Origin of the sequence: Ruegeria intermedia (genome assembly GCF_900129345.1) — a bacterium.
In the GTDB taxonomy this organism is placed as follows: Bacteria; Pseudomonadota; Alphaproteobacteria; order Rhodobacterales; family Rhodobacteraceae; genus Ruegeria; species Ruegeria intermedia.
The window spans coordinates 31578-47136 of record NZ_FQVK01000028.1 but is presented as its reverse complement, the minus strand read 5'-3'; the positions used below and the strand labels follow the sequence as shown (position 1 = coordinate 47136).

Sequence of the window (15559 nt, the reverse complement as noted above, 5' to 3'; positions counted from 1 at the left end):
TTTGATGATCTTTTCCTGAATGCTTGTCATTGATCGACACTCCTTGCTTGCGCTCCAAAAGAGCAGAAATGTCAGATCAAGTCGTGTGTTTTACACGTCAGTACAGCTACAACAACCGCTTTGTTTTTAGTCGAAACATGGGAAAAGCGCTTCCCTAACGACAAGCTCCTTAGCGACAATTGACCAAGCAAGTGTAGGATGGGTGCACGCACCCGTCTATTCCGATGACGCACCATGATGGGTGAAATCATCCATCCTACACACCTCCACCCTTGCACGCCACCTCCCCCTCCGCCACGTTTGAAATCACAAATTGTGATTCCAAACGGGTGCCATGACAAACGCCAAGAACCTGCCCTCCTCACATGAGGTCCAAAGCGCCATTCACCGGGTGCGCGGCACCCGCGTGGTGCTGGCCGAGGATCTGGCCCGGTTCTACGGAAAATCCGTCAGCGCCTTCAATCAGGCCGTCTCGCGCAACAAGGACCTGTTCGAGGGCTACCGCTTTCAGCTGACCGACGCCGAGGTGGCCGATTTGATATCACGGAATGTGATTTCAAAGCCCAAGGGCCGCGGCGGGCGGCGGGTCAATCCGTGGGTCTATACCGATTACGGCGTGGCCATCGCCTCGACCCTGTTCAAGGACCCGCGCGCGATCAAGATCACCCGGATGATCACCGAGGCCTTCGTCGACGGCGCCAACGCCCTCGCTGAAACCCCAAGCAGCGAGCCCGAGATCCTGCCGCCAGAAAGCACCCCTGCCCCGCTGCTGCCGAATGGCGAGCAATTGCGGGCGCTGGCCGAAAACATCCTCGATTCCGGGCAACAGAGCTTGGTCGATTACATCGCCAACCCCACCACCAAGCGCCAGCAGGCGGTGGCGGTGATCATGAAGACCCTGGCCGAAACCGCAGGCGAAGAGGTGCGCACCCAGCACGAGCGACTGCGCCTGCGCATCGCCGAACGTCTGGCCGCCGGCGATTACGCCGATGACGATGACCGCAAGCGGCTGATCGAACTGCTGCAGGCAATGCAGGGCTAAAGCCCCAGCTCGGCCCGCATCTTTTTCGTCAGCTTGACCACGACCATCTCGTAGGACGTCACGATGTGGTCGCGCAGGGACGCATCGCTCATCCCGCGTTCGTCATAAACCTGCAGCCATTTCATGCCGCGCGAGGCCAGATAGGGCGCGGGCCGGACGCCGGGCTGATCCTGCAGCACCTCATAGGCCAGGTCGGTGGCCTTGAAGGTAAAGGCATCCTTGCCGTCGTTCCATCCGCAGATCGCGAACACCTTGCCACCCACCTTCCACACATCCGCATTGCCCCACTGCACGACGTGGCTCGTGGCCTTGAGAGAGGCGCAAAAGGTGTTGAATTCATCCCGGGTCATGGGGGCAGTGTCACTGAACCGCGCGACACTGGCAAGCGGGTGGCAGCGGCCATGCCAAGGGGATCAGCCCTTGTCCCAGTGCGCCACCACATCAAAGCCGGCCGGCGCGGGCGGTCCTTCCATGAATTCGGCGAAATGGCCCCACAGCTCGGCCACCTTCGGCGCATTCGCGTTCGAGGTTTCCTCGCTCTCGACCACCGAAATCACATATCCGCTGCCGTCTTCGTTCATCACGTTGATAAAGCAATGCATTACGGGCATGCCCATTATTTCGGCCTTCAATTCATTCATTTTCGCCGTGGCCGCCTCACGCGTTCCAGGCTTCATCTTGAATTGGGTTATTCTTGCAAACATGGTGTTTCCCCCTGTCTGTGGGCGAAATTGCCGCCTGCAGCTTAGCATACAGGGGCCATTTCCCGCACAGACACAGGCGGAACGATTGCTGCATTCGCACGAGACAACCGCCGGTCAATCCGCTTGGGGGCGAACGAATTTGGCAGTGCCAATCTTGCGTTGAGTTTGGCTGTTGGACCTGTCGGGCCTCGGCGCGACTGATTGAATCGGCACCGGCGCGTTGGCGCGGTCTGCCGCGCCGATCTCGCAGGCGATCCCGTTGCCGTCGGGGTCGTTGCGTTCGTGATACCCCAATTGTCCCTTGCGCATCGGGCCAAGTCCGACTGAACGTGCGGCGTCGCAACCCGCCAGCGCCCAAAGGTGCATCATCGCACCGGTGCGATCATACTCGGACGTGCGCAGATAGACGCCCAAGGCGATGCCCGCAACGGTCACCGGAAGGGTCAGCACCATGAACAGGATGCGCCACGGCGAAAGCGCCCGCCGCCGCGTTGCGTCCGCCCTGCGCTGCCGTCGCAGGGCGCGTCTGTCGACAGCCGAGCCTCGGGCGGCCTTGGTTTCATCGATCATGCGCCGATTCTGAACCAACACTATGGCAATGCCGTGGCGCCGACGCCGAACCGGCCCAGGGCGTCAACGCACCACATGCACCGCACATTTGGCGTGGCGCACCACATGGGTCGCCGTGGACCCCAGCAGCAGATCCTGCATGCCGGGCCGGTGCGAGGCCAGAATGATCAGGTCAGGCTTGTTGGACTCGGCCCAATCAAGGATCGTCCGACCTGAATGCCCCTCGACCACGACGCCCTTGGCGTTTGGCAGCTTTGCGGCCAGACTGTTCAACTCGTCCTGGATCGCCTTGCGCGCCTCGGTCAGGTATTCGGCGGGCATGTAGGAAATCGCATAGTCGGGGATGTGCTCGACCACATGCAACAGCGTCACCTTGGCATCCGGTGTCGCCAGGATCTTCGCCAGTTTCAGCGGGGCCGAGGTGTCACGCTCGGCATCGAAGGAAATCGGGACAAGAATATTGTGATACATGGCTCGCGCCTCCTTGAGTTTCGCCGGCAGAATGAAACGCCCTGTGGAAACGGACCTTGATCCAGGTCACGGTCAATCGAAAGTTTCGGCAACGTCGTACATCACCGGCTCGAAACTTTTGCACAGCTCGTTGATACGACGGTTGCGCTCTCGCATCTCGGGTGTCCGCAGCATGGCCAGAAAGTCCTCGCGCCGCCGCCACTGGGAATAGTTCGCGATCCGCGTCTGGGCGTCGTTGACATGCAGGCCCGCGGCGATGAATCCGGGCTGCTTGGAAATGAAGTTCGCATAGGCATCCGTCAGCGCTTCGAGCAGGTCCTGGCATGTGCCCGGCGTCATCTCGAACGTGGTGATAACGGTCTGAACATTCGCATCTTTTGAAATCCTGGGCATCTTGCTCCTCCTGTTTTGAGATCAAGATTATCACAGCTTTTCGAAAGGTCTCGGTTTTCCTGCATCGGCGCGAACGCCCAGGTTCAGGCGGCATTCAGAGAAACGAAAGCAAAACTAATACTCTGTTAACCAAGATTGACGAATTTGCCATCATGACCCGTTTGATCGCGCTTCTGCTCTCTTGTCTTCTTGCGCCCGGCCCGGTGCTGGCGGGTGCCTGGCTGCGCGAACAGAACAAGGCGTTCACCGCCCTGTCCGTGACCGGGTTCCGCGAAGAGGACGGGGCGATCGCCTACAAGACGTCGCTGTATGCCGAATGGGGGATGCGGCCGAACCTGACCTTGGGGCTGGACGCCGAGGAACACCGCGATCTCTACGGCCATGCGCTGATATTCGCGCGGGTTCCCGTGGCGGATCTTGAAGACGCGGGGCGATTTGCCGCCGAATTCGGCATCGGCGCCCATCATCGGCAGCGTCAGGCCTGGGCGATGTACAAGGCGACATTGTCGTGGGGAAAAGGGTTCCAGACCCGGTCCGGCGGAGGGTGGATGGCTGTGGACGCGTCTCTTGAGTATCGAACCCACGAGGCGGTGATCCGAAAGCTGGACTTTACCGCAGGCCTGTCCTCGCCGCGGCGCATCGACCCGCTGTTGCAGATCGAAACCTCTTATGTGCCCGGGCGCCCGTTCTATTGGAGCGCCCGGCCATCCATCATGTATCGCCCGAAAGACGGCCCAAACACCTGGCTCGTGGGGCTCGAGAAGAACTCGTTCAAAGAGTCGGTCGGGCTCAGGCTATCCCTGTGGCGCGATTTCTGACCGCAGGCGGCCGGCTGCGCCGGACCTGCGGTCAACGGGCGATCACCTCTCGACGCGCATGACCACGGTAACCTGACCGCTCAGGCTTTCGGGCCACCGCAACTGCACCTGATCCTCCGCGCCTCCCTGTTGCAGCTGCACGTAGGGGGCCGCATAGCGAACCGCACCCAGTGAAGACTTGAGCGCAGAAACGGCCACGACACTGTCGCAACCGCGGGCCTGCCCGCCAAAGGGCAAGGCGCCACCGGAATCGACCAACCAGGCTTGCGCGGCCGAGTTCTGTTCGTGGTTCACCCGCAGCGGGTTGGCGGTTTTGATGGTCACGTTGTGATAGGTATTGTTGGCGAAGGTGACGTTGACAAAGCGGTCCGGGTCCAGCCCGGCAAAGCTGGTGTCGACGCGATCCACCCGATCGATCGTCCCATTGGCGGTACGGAATTTGTTGCCCGTAACCGTCAGCCCGTTCAGGAAGTGGCCGCTTCCATAGGGTCGGATCACGATATAGCTGAACCAGGCCGCGACATCGCTGCTGTAGAAGATGTTGTCGGTGATGCTCATGGCGCTGAAGGAAAAGCCCGAGGCATAGTCCGGCGCGGCGTCGCGTTCGTTGGTCCATTCGACAAAGCAGTTGTCAATGTAATTCTCGGCAATGGCCGAGCTGTTGTACGTGCCGATCATGACCAACCCGGCGTTGCGCACCCCGTTGGGAACGCTGTCGCCCTGGAAGAAGTGGTTGCCCAGAACAAGGTTGTTGTCACCGCCCAGCACCGCAAAGTGATGGAACCGCACCGCCCGGTTGTGACGCAGCTTGACGTCATTGGCGTTGGCATTCAGCGCGATCGAGCTGCGATCGGGCACATCCAGGGCCTCCTCGCTGGACAGAAACTGACACCCGTCGATCAGCATCCCCTGGCAACCCGTCCCAATCGAAGTGATGCCGCGATCCTTGGGCCGGCTGACGAAACAGTTCTTCAGCACGAAGGTGTTGCCGCCCGGAGCCAGGCGAATGCCGCTGGACCGCCCGTTGCACTGGAATTCGATGTCTTCCATGCCGAATTTCTGCAACGCGCTGAAGCCGCTGAAGTCCAGCAGATACTTGAAATCCACGAAAGTGTAGGTCTGTGTTCCGGCGGCATCATGGATCGGAGCGTTCAACGTGATCTCGCCCGCGCCTTCGTTTTTGGACCGCACGTAGATTTCGCGTCCGACGCCGCTGCCTTGAACCAGGGCGCCGACAGGAATGTTGGCCACGTTTGCCACGTTGGTCAGCCTGTAGGGGTCCGCCGGATCATAGGACGCGGTCGAGGTGAACGTCTGGGTATCCCACGCGGTGCTGTCCTTGACGTCGAACTGCCCGTTTCGGATCACGCGGCGGGTGGAATAGCTGGTGCGGTTCGGCACGGCGGCCTGCATGTCGATGGGGGCCGAGACCGAAATCTTGCGGCCGCACAGATCCAGCGACTCGTGATCGACGTTGTTCAACAGTGCCTGAAACGCCTTCTTGAAGGCGAGCGCCTCGTCGCCAAACGCCGTGATATAGGTCGGCAGGTCGAAATTCTTGGTCAGCAGCAGCATCCGGTCATCGGGCATGATGACCGTGCCCTCGAAATCGACCTCCGAATCCAGGCCCACGTCCTGCCCAAGGTAATAGACGCCCTCGGGCACATAGACCCGGCGGCCGTTGGCGGCTTGATCGGCGGCCTCGAAGGCGGCGGAATCATCGGTGACCCCGTCGCCCACGGCACCGAAATCGCGCACGTCCACCAGGCTGATCATGTCGCGCAGAAACACGTCGGTCACGTCGGTGATCTCGATGTCATCGACGCGCACCACGGCCCCGTTGGCGCCTTCGATATCCAGCCCGAAATGCCCATAGAGCGCCGACATGCCCCACGGCATGTCCACGCCGGGACGCTGGCCGGTGCCGACGATGGCCGTGATCTCGTGAACCAGGCCATAGGCCGTCAGCTGCGTGGCGGGCCCCTGTTCGACCAGTCCCGAAACATGCGTGTCGCCGGCACCGCCGGCCCAACCGGCAATACGCACCTGCGGCAGCGGACCGCTGACCGCCTTGACCCGCGCCTTGATCTGCAGATAGCACCCCGGCAACAGCGGTGTCTGTCCCATATAGCGCAGCTGCTGGATCGTATTGACCTTCAGGATTTCCAGACACCCGCCGAAATCCGCATCCGCCGGCACGAACGCCCCCGACCCCGATCCGTCATAGGTGGGCGTCCCGGGCGTCCCGTCGCCGCTTGACCATACATCCAGACCATTCGCGAATTGCGGCGGCATGAACACGATGCCGTCGGTGATTGCCTTGTTCATTGAATACCCTTTCCCAATCGCGCCACGCCCCAACGCGGCACAGGCCAATTCCCCGGCCCGGATGTTTCCGGACACGCTGGCCTGAGATATCGGAAAGGATTTAACCGCCGCTCACGGCACCGTGACGGTGGGTGTTGCGTCAGGCCGCGGGGTCGGCGTTGCCCAGACGGAGAACGCCATTGATTTTCCAACCGCTCTCCCGCTGCTCCATTTGATAGTCCAGGATATGCGCCCGGCCGTCGCCATCAACCACCATCACCTTTTGCCACCACTGGCCGTCGATCTGACGCAGGTCGAGAAACCTGACTTCGGCTGGTCGCCAAACCATCGGATAGCCGTTGCGCACCATGGCACCGAAGTTTTCGGGCGTACGAAACAGGGTCTGGATTCCGGGGCTGGCGTAGGTGAAGGCGGTGACGAAATCATCCGCCTGAAACGCCTGCATCTGGGCGCGGATATTCGCCTCGATCTCGGCGTTCTGGGCCAGGGCACCGGTTGCCAGACCGGCGCTCAGAGAAACGACAAGAAACAAACGACGCATGGGGCCACCTCCTGTGTCAGAGCGTAGCCCCAGGCGCGTTCGGGTCAAATCAGGCCAGTTCGCCGGCCAGCGCCTTGTCGATCAGGGCGATGGTTTCCGGCACGCCGTAAAGCGCGATGAACCCGCCGAAGCGTGGCCCCTGGCTGGCGCCCAGCAGCACCTCGTACAGCGCCGTGAACCAGGCGCGCATCGGATCAAACCGCTCACGGCCGATGGCATAAACCACCGATTGCAGCGCCTCGTCCTCGATCGGGCCGTCATAGGCCGCCAAAGCCGCCTTCAACGCCTCCAGCGCCTCGCGCTCCTGCTCGGTCGGGGCGCGGTGTTGGCGGGTGGGTTTGACGAAATCGTTGTAGTACCGCACGGCGAACCCGGCCGCCTGATCCAGGTCGGGATGGGTCTCGGGCGTGGCCTCGGGCGCATAGCGGCGGATGAAGCCCCACAGGGTCTCCTTGTCCTCGGCCCCGGACACCGATGCCAGGTTCAGCAGCATCGCAAAGGGCACGATCAGGGTCGACTCGGGCACCTCGCCGCCGTGGATATGCCAGACGGGGTTGTTCAGCTGCGCCTTCAGCTCCTGCCCCGGATAGGCCCGCAGCTGCTGGTGATACTCGTCCACCGCCTTGGGGATCACGTCGAAATACAGCCGCTTTGCCGTCTTGGGCTTCTGGTACATGAAGTACGACAGGCTCTCGGGCGCGGCATAGGTCAGCCACTCCTCCATCGACAACCCGTTGCCCTTCGATTTCGAGATCTTCTGGCCGTGCTCGTCGTTGAACAGCTCATAGCTCAGCGACTCGGGCGGCTGCTTGCCCAGCGCCCGGCAAATCTTGGAGGATTGCGTGACCGAGTCGATCAGGTCCTTGCCCGACATCTCGTAGTCCACGCCCAGCGCGGCCCAGCGCAGCGCCCAGTCGGGCTTCCACTGCATCTTGACGTGGCCGCCGGTGACCGGGATCTCGACCCGCTCGCCATCGGGTTCCTCGTAGACGATGGTGCCCTTTTCGACATTGCGCTCCAGCGTCGGCACCTGCAGCACATGGCCCGTCTTGGGCGAGATCGGCAGGAAGGGCGAATAGGTCTCGCGCCGCTCGGGGCCGAGCGTCGGCAGCATGATCTCCATGATCTTGTCGAACCGCTCCAGCGCCACCAGCAGCATCTCGTCAAAGCGCCCGCTGGTGTAATACTCGGTGGCCGAGGCGAACTCGTAGTCGAACCCGAAACTGTCGAGGAACTCGCACAGCCGCGCGTTGTTGTGCTGGGCAAAACCCTCATGCGTGCCGAACGGGTCGCGCACCTTGGTCAGCGGCAGGTTCAGGTCCTGCTTCAGCTCTTCCTGCATCGGCACGTTGCCCGGCACCTTGCGGAACCCGTCCATGTCGTCGGAAAAGCAGATCAGCTTGGTGGGGATGTCGCTCAGCTGTTCAAAGGCGTGACGCACCATCGAGGTCCGCGCGACCTCGCCGAAGGTTCCGATATGCGGCAGGCCCGAGGGGCCATAGCCGGTTTGGAACAGCACGTATCCCTTTTCCGGCGGCGCTTTCTGATAGCGTTTGAGCACCCGTCGCGCCTCTTCGAAAGGCCAGGCCTTGGACGACATCGCGGCTTCACGCAGTTCAGACATTTGATCAGGTCTCCATCGGGACAAACAGCGCCGGCCACCCCATGCAACCGGGCCACCCCTCCTATTGTGCCGGTGCAGCATGAGTCAATAAAGCACGCCGTACTTGCCCGACAAAACCGCCGATTTTCGCGGCGGGTGCGCGCCCGCAAGGTCTTGCCGCACACCGGGGCCGTCAGGACGCGCGCAAGAAGCGGTTGAACCCTGCTGCGCGCGCTCCTATCGTGCCGCGGCAGACAGCCCAATTCAGGACGCACCCATGACCCAAGCCGTTGCCCACCCCATGTCGCCCCAGGACTGCCTCGTGGCAATCATGGTGGCCGTCTCCGCATCTGACGAGAACATCCGTACGGCCGAACTGGTCAAGATCGAGGCCGCGGTGAACATGCTGCCGGTATTCGCCGAATACGACATCGACCGCATGCGGCGCGTCTCGCAGATCGTGTTCGACCTTTTCGAGCAGGAAGACGGCCTGGATGCGCTGTTCGGTCTGATCCGCGACAACCTGCCGGAGCGGCTGCATGAAACGGCCTATGCGCTGGCCTGCGACGTGGCCGCCGCAGATGGCGCGCTGGCCGAGACCGAGCTGCGCCTGCTGGAAGAAATCCGCTATGAGCTGAGCATCGACCGCCTGCATGCCGCCGCGATTGAACGCGGCGCACGGGCCCGGCACACGGTCTGACGCGGTTCGGGTCAGCTTCCGTACAGCGCGCCCCAGCGTTCGATCAACGCCTGTTGCAGCCTGCGTGACCGACGGTTCCAGCTGCGGGCGCCGTCGGGGCGTTCGCGGGCCTCTCGCGGGATGGTCGCCCGGTGCGCCATGTCGGCGGTGAAGATCGCAAAAGCCAGCTCGGTCCCGCCAGCGGTGGTCAGAAACCCGCCAAGGCCGGACACGAAGTTCAACGTCCCGGTCTTGGCATCGACCTTGACCGGGGGTCCGACCACCCGCCTCCCCTTGGCGTCCGTCAACGTGAACGGCTTGAGCAACGGCCGCAGCAGCCCATCCTGCCGGGAGGCGACCAGCGCCTTGACCAGATCCGACGGCGCCATGCGCGAGGCATCGCCAAGGCCCGAATGATCCACCATCGCAATGCGGCCGGCCCCGTATTTCCCGGCCGCCCAGCGGTTCATTTCGGCGGCGGATGCGGCCAATGAACCCGGGTACACCCCGCGCGCCTTGGTCGCGGCCATCCCCACCATCTCGGCCGTCAGGTTCGTGGAATACTTGAGCATGCCCTTCAGGATGCTGTCCAACGCGTCGCTGTGATGCGCAACCAGCACCTGCCCCCGTGGGGCCTGCCGCGTGACCTGCACCCGGCCCAGAACGATCCCGTTCACCCGGGCCAGCGTCCGAAACACGTCGCCGGCATAGAGCGCCGGCTTGCGCACCGGCAACCACCGCGCGCCGCCCTTGCCCAACGCGCCCTTGGCCACCGTCCACCGATCCTGCCGGGCGCTGCGTTGATAGGTGTAGATCGGCAGGCTGCGCGCCTCGACCCGCATCCGCGCCATCTCGACGGACGGGGTGTAGTTGGCGCTGCGCGCATCCATCGTCACGTCGTACCCCGCGGCCCCCAGCTTCCACTCGAAACGCACGCGGTTGAAATTCAGGGAAATCCCGCTGACCGCCGGGCTGTAGCCCACATGGTCCGGCTGGCCCGGGTCAATGGTGAACACATAGGGCAAGGCCCCGTCATACACCTTGAAGGCGCCCCGTACTTCGGTCACCCCGGCCATGCGCAGATTGGCGGCCATACCTGCCAGGGCGTCGGTATCCAACAGCGGATCACCGTCGCCCGCCAGAATCAGATCGCCCTTCAGGATACCGTTCTCGATGGGTCCATCCGCAATCAGCGCCGTCTTGAACCGATGGCCAGGCCCCAACACGTCCAGCGCGTAAAGCGCCGTCAACGCCTTGGCGACACTGGCCGGCGGCAAGCCTTCATCCCCTCCCCGGGCCTCGAGCAGCGCGCCGGTTTTCACATCCGCCACCGCAAAGACGACGTCTCCTTTCAGCCCCGCCGCCTGAACGACCCGCTCCACGCCCGACAGGTCGTTTCCCCGGGCCACGGGACGCAACGAGACCGAGGGCGGTCCTGCCAGGCCAAGCGCGGGAACCAGCCCTGCCCCCAGCCCTCCCAGAAAGATACGGCGCGAAATTCGGTCCATCATGGATCAGATAAGACCTCAGAGAATGCGGGCTTTCAACCACCCGGCGTCAAACCGCGCGCCCCGGGCGGCTGTTCCGGCAACACCGCACGCGCCCAATCGCTGTTGGAACGAATCTGGGTCGAACTGATGTCGACCATCGGCACGTTCACGAAACACCACGCCGGCGCCTGGGCCCGGCCCAGCAGGTGTCGGGCGGTCCCGTCGATGCGATGCCGCGCATAGACCCGTGCCGCCGGCGACATCCGCGCCGAGATCCGGTCTCCGGGCCGGGCCACGACCCCGACCGGAACGTTGTCCATGATCCAGCGCCAGTCCTTCCAGAGGTGGAACTGGGCCAGGTTGTCGGCCCCCATCAGCCAGACGAACCGGACGCCGGGATACAGCCGGCGCATGGCGGCCAGCGTATCGGCCGTAGCCCGCGTGCCGATGCGCGCCTCGATATCCGTGACCGCGACACGCGGATGGCGCATGATCGCGCGCGCCGCCGCCATCCGGCGCGCCAATGGCGCGGGGCCGCGCTCCTTCATTGGGTTGCCCGGCGACACCAGCCACCAGACCCGGTCCAGACCAAAGGCCTTCATCGCCTCCAATGTCACGTGGACATGCCCTGCATGCGGCGGATCGAAAGATCCGCCGAACAAGCCGACGACCTGCCCGGGCCGCGCGAAAGGGATGGCGCTGCGAAACATCCCCCGTGGATGTTCAGAACCGGGCGGGCTTGTCAATCCGCGGCCCGTTCGAATGCGCGGAACGCATCAGCTTGCCCCGCCTGCCGTGCTTGGCTATCAAGCGGATCAACCTGAATTCCCCGATCCAGAGGACGCGACATGGCCGCCTATCAATATGTCTACCACATGCAGGGTGTCTCGAAGACCTATCCCGGTGGCAAAAAGTGCTTTGAAAACATCCACCTGAGCTTTCTTCCCGGCGTCAAGATCGGTGTCGTGGGCGTCAACGGCGCCGGTAAATCGACCCTGCTCAAGATCATGGCCGGCCTCGACAAGGACTTCACCGGCGAGGCCTGGGCTGCCGACGGCGCCAAGGTGGGCTACCTGCCGCAGGAACCGCAGCTGGACCCGAACCTGACCGTCCGCGAAAACGTCATGCTGGGCGTGGCCGAGAAAAAGGCCAAGGTCGACCGCTTCAACGAGATCGCGATGGAGATCGCCGAGAACTACTCGGACGAGTTGATGGAGGAAATGACCGCCCTGCAGGACGCGATCGACGCGGAAAACCTGTGGGATCTGGACAGTCAGATCGACGTATCGATGGAGGCGCTGCGCTGCCCGCCCGACGACGCCGATGTCACAACCCTCTCGGGCGGCGAGAAACGCCGCGTGGCGCTGTGCAAACTGCTGCTGGAAGCGCCTGACATGCTGCTGCTGGACGAACCGACCAACCACCTGGACGCCGAGACAATCGCCTGGCTGCAGCAACACCTGATCGACTACAAGGGCACCATCCTGATCGTCACCCACGACCGCTACTTCCTGGATGACATCACCGGCTGGATTCTGGAACTCGACCGCGGGCGCGGCATCCCGTACGAGGGCAACTATTCCTCGTGGCTGGAACAAAAGGCCAAGCGGTTGGAGCAGGAAGCCCGCGAGGACAAGTCCAAACAGAAGACCCTGCAGCGCGAACTGGAATGGATGCGCCAGGGTCAAAAGGCGCGTCAGGCCAAATCCAAGGCCCGCATCAACGCCTACAACGAACTGGCCCAGCAATCCGAACGCGAAAAGCTGTCGCGCGCCCAGATCGTCATCCCCAACGGCCCGCGCCTGGGCAGCAAGGTGATCGAGGTCAACGGGTTGTCCAAGCACATGGGCGACAAGCAACTGATCGAGGACCTCTCGTTCAACCTGCCGCCGGGCGGCATCGTCGGCGTCATCGGCCCCAACGGCGCCGGCAAGTCGACTCTGTTCAAGATGCTCACCGGCCAGGAAAAACCTGACGCGGGCACCATCGAATACGGCGACACGGTGCAACTGTCCTATGTCGATCAGTCGCGCGACGACCTCAACGACGACGACACCGTGTGGGAGGCGATCACCGGCGGCGCCGAGATCATCCAACTGGGCGACGCGCAGGTCAATTCCCGCGCCTATTGCTCGTCCTTCAACTTCAAGGGCGGCGACCAGCAGAAAAAGGTCTCGCTGCTGTCAGGGGGTGAGCGCAACCGCGTCCACATGGCCCGCCTGCTGAAAGAGGGCGGCAACGTCCTGCTTCTGGACGAACCGACCAACGATCTTGACGTGGAAACCCTGCGCGCGCTGGAAGACGCGCTGGTCGATTTCGCCGGCTGCGCGGTCGTAATCTCGCACGACCGTTTCTTCCTCGACCGGATCTGCACGCATATCCTGGCCTTCGAAGGTGACGCGCATGTGGAATGGTTCGAGGGCAACTTTGCCGACTACGAAGAGGACAAGAAACGCCGCCTGGGGCCGGACGCGCTGGAGCCCAAACGGTTGAAGCACAAGAAGTTCGCGCGCTGACCGGCAGAGGCCAATCATGTTTTTTCGTCCATATCCCTGCATCGTCGTTGCCAGCAACGGACGGTCGGGCAGCACTCTGACCTATGACACGTTGCGCAAAGCGCGCAACCGGCGTTTCTGGTGGAAGAAACAGGACTATATCTTCGATGCGCGCCTTCAGGACGCACCTCTTGTACCGGGCACCATCACCAAGACCCATGACTTCCCCGATGCCCTGCGCGGCCGAAGAAACGTTCGGGTCGTTTTCTGCTTCGGCTCGACCCGTGATTCGGCCCTGTCGGTCTATTCCGCTTTGGAGCGCTTCGGCCCCAAGTGGATCGAGGATCATTTTTTCCACTTGGCGGCCAAGGGCACTTTCGACGATCTGTTCCGCCACGATGTCCTTCGTCAGGCCGAACAGGTTCAGCGATGGGCCACATTCGAAGACGTCCCCGTTCTGTGCCTTCGATACGAGGCCATTTGGCGGCGCCAGCAGGAAATCGCCGATTTCACCGGGCTGAAATTCGATCCACCACAGCGCCGAAAGCGGACGCCAAAGGAAATACCCGAAGAAATTCTGCAGGCCGCCTCGGCCGTCTACGATCCGATCGACGAGATCCTGGCCGAGCTTCCGGACATATTTCCCGCCTCAAGAGGCATGGAGGAAACGGTGGCCAAGCTGCCGACCTGAGTGATCTGGGGAAAATCGAACCGGCACACCAGGGTCGCCAACCAAAACCGGACCTGCTTGGGCCCAGACCTGCGTGAATTCCAAAGAACGCCCTTGTCACCCGCACCCGGCGGTGTCATATGGAAAGGGCTTACGTTTTTCTACTTCGACCTACTGTCTCCGATCTCGGCGTTCAGTCTATCGATACAGACAACGACGCCGGGCTGTCGCAATACCGTGGACAGCAACAATTCAAGGAGACACGGAATGCCCGCAGGCACCGTGAAATGGTTCAACACCACCAAAGGCTATGGCTTCATCGCACCCGAAACAGGCGGCAAGGACGTGTTCGTGCACATCTCGTCCGTCGAACGTTCGGGCCTGACCGGCTTGGCCGACAACCAGAAAGTGACGTACGAGCTGCGTTCGGGCCGTGACGGCCGCGAAAGCGCCGACAACATCGAACTGGTATAATACCCTCGGGGTGGGCGCTCAGGCCCACCCTATCCCTTCACCCAGGCCACGATCTGCCCCTCCCGCATCGCGCCGGATTGCCGCTTGGTCTCTTTCCCCCGCTGAAATTCCACCATCGTCGGGATACCCTGGATCCGATACCGCGCACCGGCCGATTGGTGTTTCTGGGTGTCCAGCTTGACCAGCCGGACCCGCCCGGCCAGCGTCTCGGCCGCTTTCGAGAACTCGGGCGCCATCATGCGGCAGGGTCCGCACCACGGCGCCCAGAAATCGACCACCAACGGCAGGTCGTCATGTTTTGCCGCCTTCTCCAATATGGCCGGTTCCACCTCGACCGCCTTGCGGGTTATCAGCGCGGCGCCACAAGTCCCGCATTTGGGACCGGCCGTCAGTTTTGCGTCGGGTACGCGGTTGAGTTGTCCGCATTCCAGACAGGTCAATGTCTTGCCAGCCATACCGGCCCTCCACATTCCGCTTCTCGAATGTATATAGGCCGAGTGGCCGACCGCGCAACGGCCGCGTCAAACTCGTTCCATCCGTATTTCACGACCAGGCAGCACACGGCTATCAGCACGCGAACGTCCGTGCATCAGTACGATCGCACGAACTTCCTAGCGGTCCCCTTCAACAGCTTCGACCAGTTGCAGAACCGCCGGGCCCAGGTTTTCCACGATCAACGCAACCCCGTGAGAGTTGGGATGAATGCCGTCGGGCTGCATGTATGCCCGGGCCGCGTCCGGGTCGCCCTCGGCCGACAGACCGGCAAAGAAACTGGGCGCAAAGATGGTGCCGTATTTCCGGGCCAACTCCGGATAGATGGCGTCAAACGCATTCTTGTAGTCCGCCCCGTAGTTGCCCGGCGCCTGCATCCCGATCAGCAGCACCGGAATGCTCGCCGTCTGGGCCGTCTGCAAAATGCGCTCGAGATTGGCGCGCGACACGTCCGGCTCGATCCCGCGCAACAGGTCATTGCCGCCAAGCGCCACGATCATGGCGTCGACCTCCGGCGTCAGCGTCCAGTCGACCCGCGCCGCGCCGCCCGCCGTGGTATCGCCCGAGACCCCGGCATTGATCACTCGCGCATCGACACCGTGATCCCGCAACCAGCGGGTCAGCTGCGGTACGAACCCGTCCTGCTCGATCAGCCCATAGCCCTGCGTCAGCGAATCTCCCAACGCCGCGATGACGACCTGCTCGGCTGTGGCCGCAAAGCCGCAGACGGCAAATGCGCCCGCCATCAGCACCTTGCGCAAATTCCCCATCGCTCCATATCCCATCTAA

Annotated in this window: 18 protein-coding genes; 6 read left to right on the top strand and 12 right to left on the bottom strand. The window is 62.6% G+C overall.

Translation table 11 applies throughout. The features are described from left to right. Positions 1-334 precede the first annotated feature (334 nt). Positions 335-1042, top strand: coding sequence for an ORF6N domain-containing protein (locus F3H26_RS16760; protein ID WP_149777138.1), 708 nt, complete (start codon positions 335-337; stop codon positions 1040-1042). On the opposite strand, the gene F3H26_RS16755 is transcribed toward F3H26_RS16760, so the two are convergent. The 5 genes from F3H26_RS16755 to F3H26_RS16735 all read right to left on the bottom strand — a co-directional run bounded on the left by F3H26_RS16755 (position 1039) and on the right by F3H26_RS16735 (position 3180). Next, the gene (locus F3H26_RS16755; protein WP_149777137.1) at positions 1039-1392 is read right to left on the bottom strand and encodes an MmcQ/YjbR family DNA-binding protein; all 354 of its coding nucleotides are present in this window, start codon (positions 1390-1392) and stop codon (positions 1039-1041) included. The genes F3H26_RS16760 and F3H26_RS16755 overlap by 4 nt on opposite strands. A gap of 63 nt (positions 1393-1455) precedes the next feature. Continuing rightward, positions 1456-1644: a hypothetical protein gene (locus tag F3H26_RS19745; protein ID WP_223162545.1), complete on the bottom strand. Its 189-nt coding sequence runs from the start codon at positions 1642-1644 to the stop codon at positions 1456-1458. Between the two features lie 216 nt (positions 1645-1860). Beyond that, on the bottom strand, positions 1861-2316 hold the full coding sequence (locus tag F3H26_RS16745) for an excalibur calcium-binding domain-containing protein (RefSeq protein WP_149777135.1): 456 nt from the start codon (positions 2314-2316) through the stop codon (positions 1861-1863). A gap of 63 nt (positions 2317-2379) precedes the next feature. Further along, the gene (locus F3H26_RS16740) at positions 2380-2787 is read right to left on the bottom strand and encodes a universal stress protein (RefSeq protein WP_149777134.1); all 408 of its coding nucleotides are present in this window, start codon (positions 2785-2787) and stop codon (positions 2380-2382) included. Positions 2788-2859: 72 nt separating this feature from the next. Continuing rightward, positions 2860-3180: an antibiotic biosynthesis monooxygenase family protein gene (locus tag F3H26_RS16735; RefSeq protein ID WP_149777133.1), complete on the bottom strand. Its 321-nt coding sequence runs from the start codon at positions 3178-3180 to the stop codon at positions 2860-2862. A gap of 152 nt (positions 3181-3332) precedes the next feature. Between F3H26_RS16735 and F3H26_RS16730 the strand changes: the two genes are divergently transcribed. After that, positions 3333-3998 carry a hypothetical protein gene (locus tag F3H26_RS16730; RefSeq protein WP_149777132.1) on the top strand — a complete coding sequence of 222 codons (666 nt, stop codon included), beginning with the start codon at positions 3333-3335 and terminating at the stop codon, positions 3996-3998. Positions 3999-4040: 42 nt separating this feature from the next. On the opposite strand, the gene F3H26_RS16725 is transcribed toward F3H26_RS16730, so the two are convergent. The 3 genes from F3H26_RS16725 to F3H26_RS16715 form a co-directional block, all read right to left on the bottom strand. Then, positions 4041-6326, bottom strand: a complete 2286-nt coding sequence (locus tag F3H26_RS16725; protein ID WP_149777131.1) for a glycosyl hydrolase family 28-related protein — start codon at positions 6324-6326, stop codon at positions 4041-4043. 139 nt (positions 6327-6465) lie between these two features. Further along, positions 6466-6867 carry a DUF4864 domain-containing protein gene (locus tag F3H26_RS16720; protein WP_149777130.1) on the bottom strand — a complete coding sequence of 134 codons (402 nt, stop codon included), beginning with the start codon at positions 6865-6867 and terminating at the stop codon, positions 6466-6468. Between the two features lie 49 nt (positions 6868-6916). Then, on the bottom strand, positions 6917-8491 hold the full coding sequence (locus tag F3H26_RS16715) for a lysine--tRNA ligase (RefSeq protein ID WP_149777129.1): 1575 nt from the start codon (positions 8489-8491) through the stop codon (positions 6917-6919). Between the two features lie 256 nt (positions 8492-8747). On the opposite strand from F3H26_RS16715, the gene F3H26_RS16710 reads away from it, so the two are divergent. Next, positions 8748-9170: a tellurite resistance TerB family protein gene (locus tag F3H26_RS16710; RefSeq protein ID WP_040633393.1), complete on the top strand. Its 423-nt coding sequence runs from the start codon at positions 8748-8750 to the stop codon at positions 9168-9170. Positions 9171-9181: 11 nt separating this feature from the next. Here F3H26_RS16710 and dacB read toward each other — a convergent pair whose 3' ends face one another. Then, positions 9182-10660, bottom strand: a complete 1479-nt coding sequence (gene dacB / locus F3H26_RS16705; RefSeq protein ID WP_149777128.1) for a D-alanyl-D-alanine carboxypeptidase/D-alanyl-D-alanine endopeptidase — start codon at positions 10658-10660, stop codon at positions 9182-9184. Positions 10661-10692: 32 nt separating this feature from the next. Continuing rightward, entirely contained in the window at positions 10693-11349 is a 657-nt protein-coding gene (locus tag F3H26_RS16700) for a nicotinate-nucleotide adenylyltransferase (RefSeq protein WP_149777127.1), read from the bottom strand. Between the two features lie 138 nt (positions 11350-11487). Between F3H26_RS16700 and ettA the strand changes: the two genes are divergently transcribed. The 3 genes from ettA (at position 11488) to F3H26_RS16685 (ending at position 14278) form a co-directional block, all read left to right on the top strand. Continuing rightward, positions 11488-13155: an energy-dependent translational throttle protein EttA gene (ettA, locus tag F3H26_RS16695; protein ID WP_149777126.1), complete on the top strand. Its 1668-nt coding sequence runs from the start codon at positions 11488-11490 to the stop codon at positions 13153-13155. 16 nt (positions 13156-13171) lie between these two features. Continuing rightward, positions 13172-13825, top strand: a complete 654-nt coding sequence (locus F3H26_RS16690) for a hypothetical protein (protein WP_149777125.1) — start codon at positions 13172-13174, stop codon at positions 13823-13825. A gap of 246 nt (positions 13826-14071) precedes the next feature. Then, entirely contained in the window at positions 14072-14278 is a 207-nt protein-coding gene (locus F3H26_RS16685; protein WP_149777124.1) for a cold-shock protein, read from the top strand. Positions 14279-14307: 29 nt separating this feature from the next. Here the strand turns inward: F3H26_RS16685 and trxC are convergent, their stop codons facing one another. Both trxC and F3H26_RS16675 read right to left on the bottom strand, forming a co-directional pair. Then, on the bottom strand, positions 14308-14733 hold the full coding sequence (gene trxC, locus F3H26_RS16680) for a thioredoxin TrxC (RefSeq protein WP_149777123.1): 426 nt from the start codon (positions 14731-14733) through the stop codon (positions 14308-14310). Between the two features lie 156 nt (positions 14734-14889). Continuing rightward, a complete protein-coding gene (locus tag F3H26_RS16675; RefSeq protein ID WP_149777122.1) occupies positions 14890-15555 on the bottom strand; it encodes an arylesterase in 666 nt (221 codons plus the stop codon). Positions 15556-15559: the final 4 nt, after the last annotated feature.

What these genes read in the sequence shown, in the direction of transcription:
- F3H26_RS16760 (WP_149777138.1), top strand. Translation starts at nt 335, where the DNA reads ATGACAAACGCCAAGAACCTGCCCTCCTCACATGAGGTCCAAAGCGCC.
- F3H26_RS16755 (WP_149777137.1), bottom strand. Translation starts at nt 1,392, where the DNA reads ATGACCCGGGATGAATTCAACACCTTTTGCGCCTCTCTCAAGGCCACG.
- F3H26_RS19745 (WP_223162545.1), bottom strand. Translation starts at nt 1,644, where the DNA reads ATGCATTGCTTTATCAACGTGATGAACGAAGACGGCAGCGGATATGTG.
- F3H26_RS16745 (WP_149777135.1), bottom strand. Translation starts at nt 2,316, where the DNA reads ATGATCGATGAAACCAAGGCCGCCCGAGGCTCGGCTGTCGACAGACGC.
- F3H26_RS16740 (WP_149777134.1), bottom strand. Translation starts at nt 2,787, where the DNA reads ATGTATCACAATATTCTTGTCCCGATTTCCTTCGATGCCGAGCGTGAC.
- F3H26_RS16735 (WP_149777133.1), bottom strand. Translation starts at nt 3,180, where the DNA reads ATGCCCAGGATTTCAAAAGATGCGAATGTTCAGACCGTTATCACCACG.
- F3H26_RS16730 (WP_149777132.1), top strand. Translation starts at nt 3,333, where the DNA reads ATGACCCGTTTGATCGCGCTTCTGCTCTCTTGTCTTCTTGCGCCCGGC.
- F3H26_RS16725 (WP_149777131.1), bottom strand. Translation starts at nt 6,326, where the DNA reads ATGAACAAGGCAATCACCGACGGCATCGTGTTCATGCCGCCGCAATTC.
- F3H26_RS16720 (WP_149777130.1), bottom strand. Translation starts at nt 6,867, where the DNA reads ATGCGTCGTTTGTTTCTTGTCGTTTCTCTGAGCGCCGGTCTGGCAACC.
- F3H26_RS16715 (WP_149777129.1), bottom strand. Translation starts at nt 8,491, where the DNA reads ATGTCTGAACTGCGTGAAGCCGCGATGTCGTCCAAGGCCTGGCCTTTC.
- F3H26_RS16710 (WP_040633393.1), top strand. Translation starts at nt 8,748, where the DNA reads ATGACCCAAGCCGTTGCCCACCCCATGTCGCCCCAGGACTGCCTCGTG.
- dacB (WP_149777128.1), bottom strand. Translation starts at nt 10,660, where the DNA reads ATGATGGACCGAATTTCGCGCCGTATCTTTCTGGGAGGGCTGGGGGCA.
- F3H26_RS16700 (WP_149777127.1), bottom strand. Translation starts at nt 11,349, where the DNA reads ATGTTTCGCAGCGCCATCCCTTTCGCGCGGCCCGGGCAGGTCGTCGGC.
- ettA (WP_149777126.1), top strand. Translation starts at nt 11,488, where the DNA reads ATGGCCGCCTATCAATATGTCTACCACATGCAGGGTGTCTCGAAGACC.
- F3H26_RS16690 (WP_149777125.1), top strand. Translation starts at nt 13,172, where the DNA reads ATGTTTTTTCGTCCATATCCCTGCATCGTCGTTGCCAGCAACGGACGG.
- F3H26_RS16685 (WP_149777124.1), top strand. Translation starts at nt 14,072, where the DNA reads ATGCCCGCAGGCACCGTGAAATGGTTCAACACCACCAAAGGCTATGGC.
- trxC (WP_149777123.1), bottom strand. Translation starts at nt 14,733, where the DNA reads ATGGCTGGCAAGACATTGACCTGTCTGGAATGCGGACAACTCAACCGC.
- F3H26_RS16675 (WP_149777122.1), bottom strand. Translation starts at nt 15,555, where the DNA reads ATGGGATATGGAGCGATGGGGAATTTGCGCAAGGTGCTGATGGCGGGC.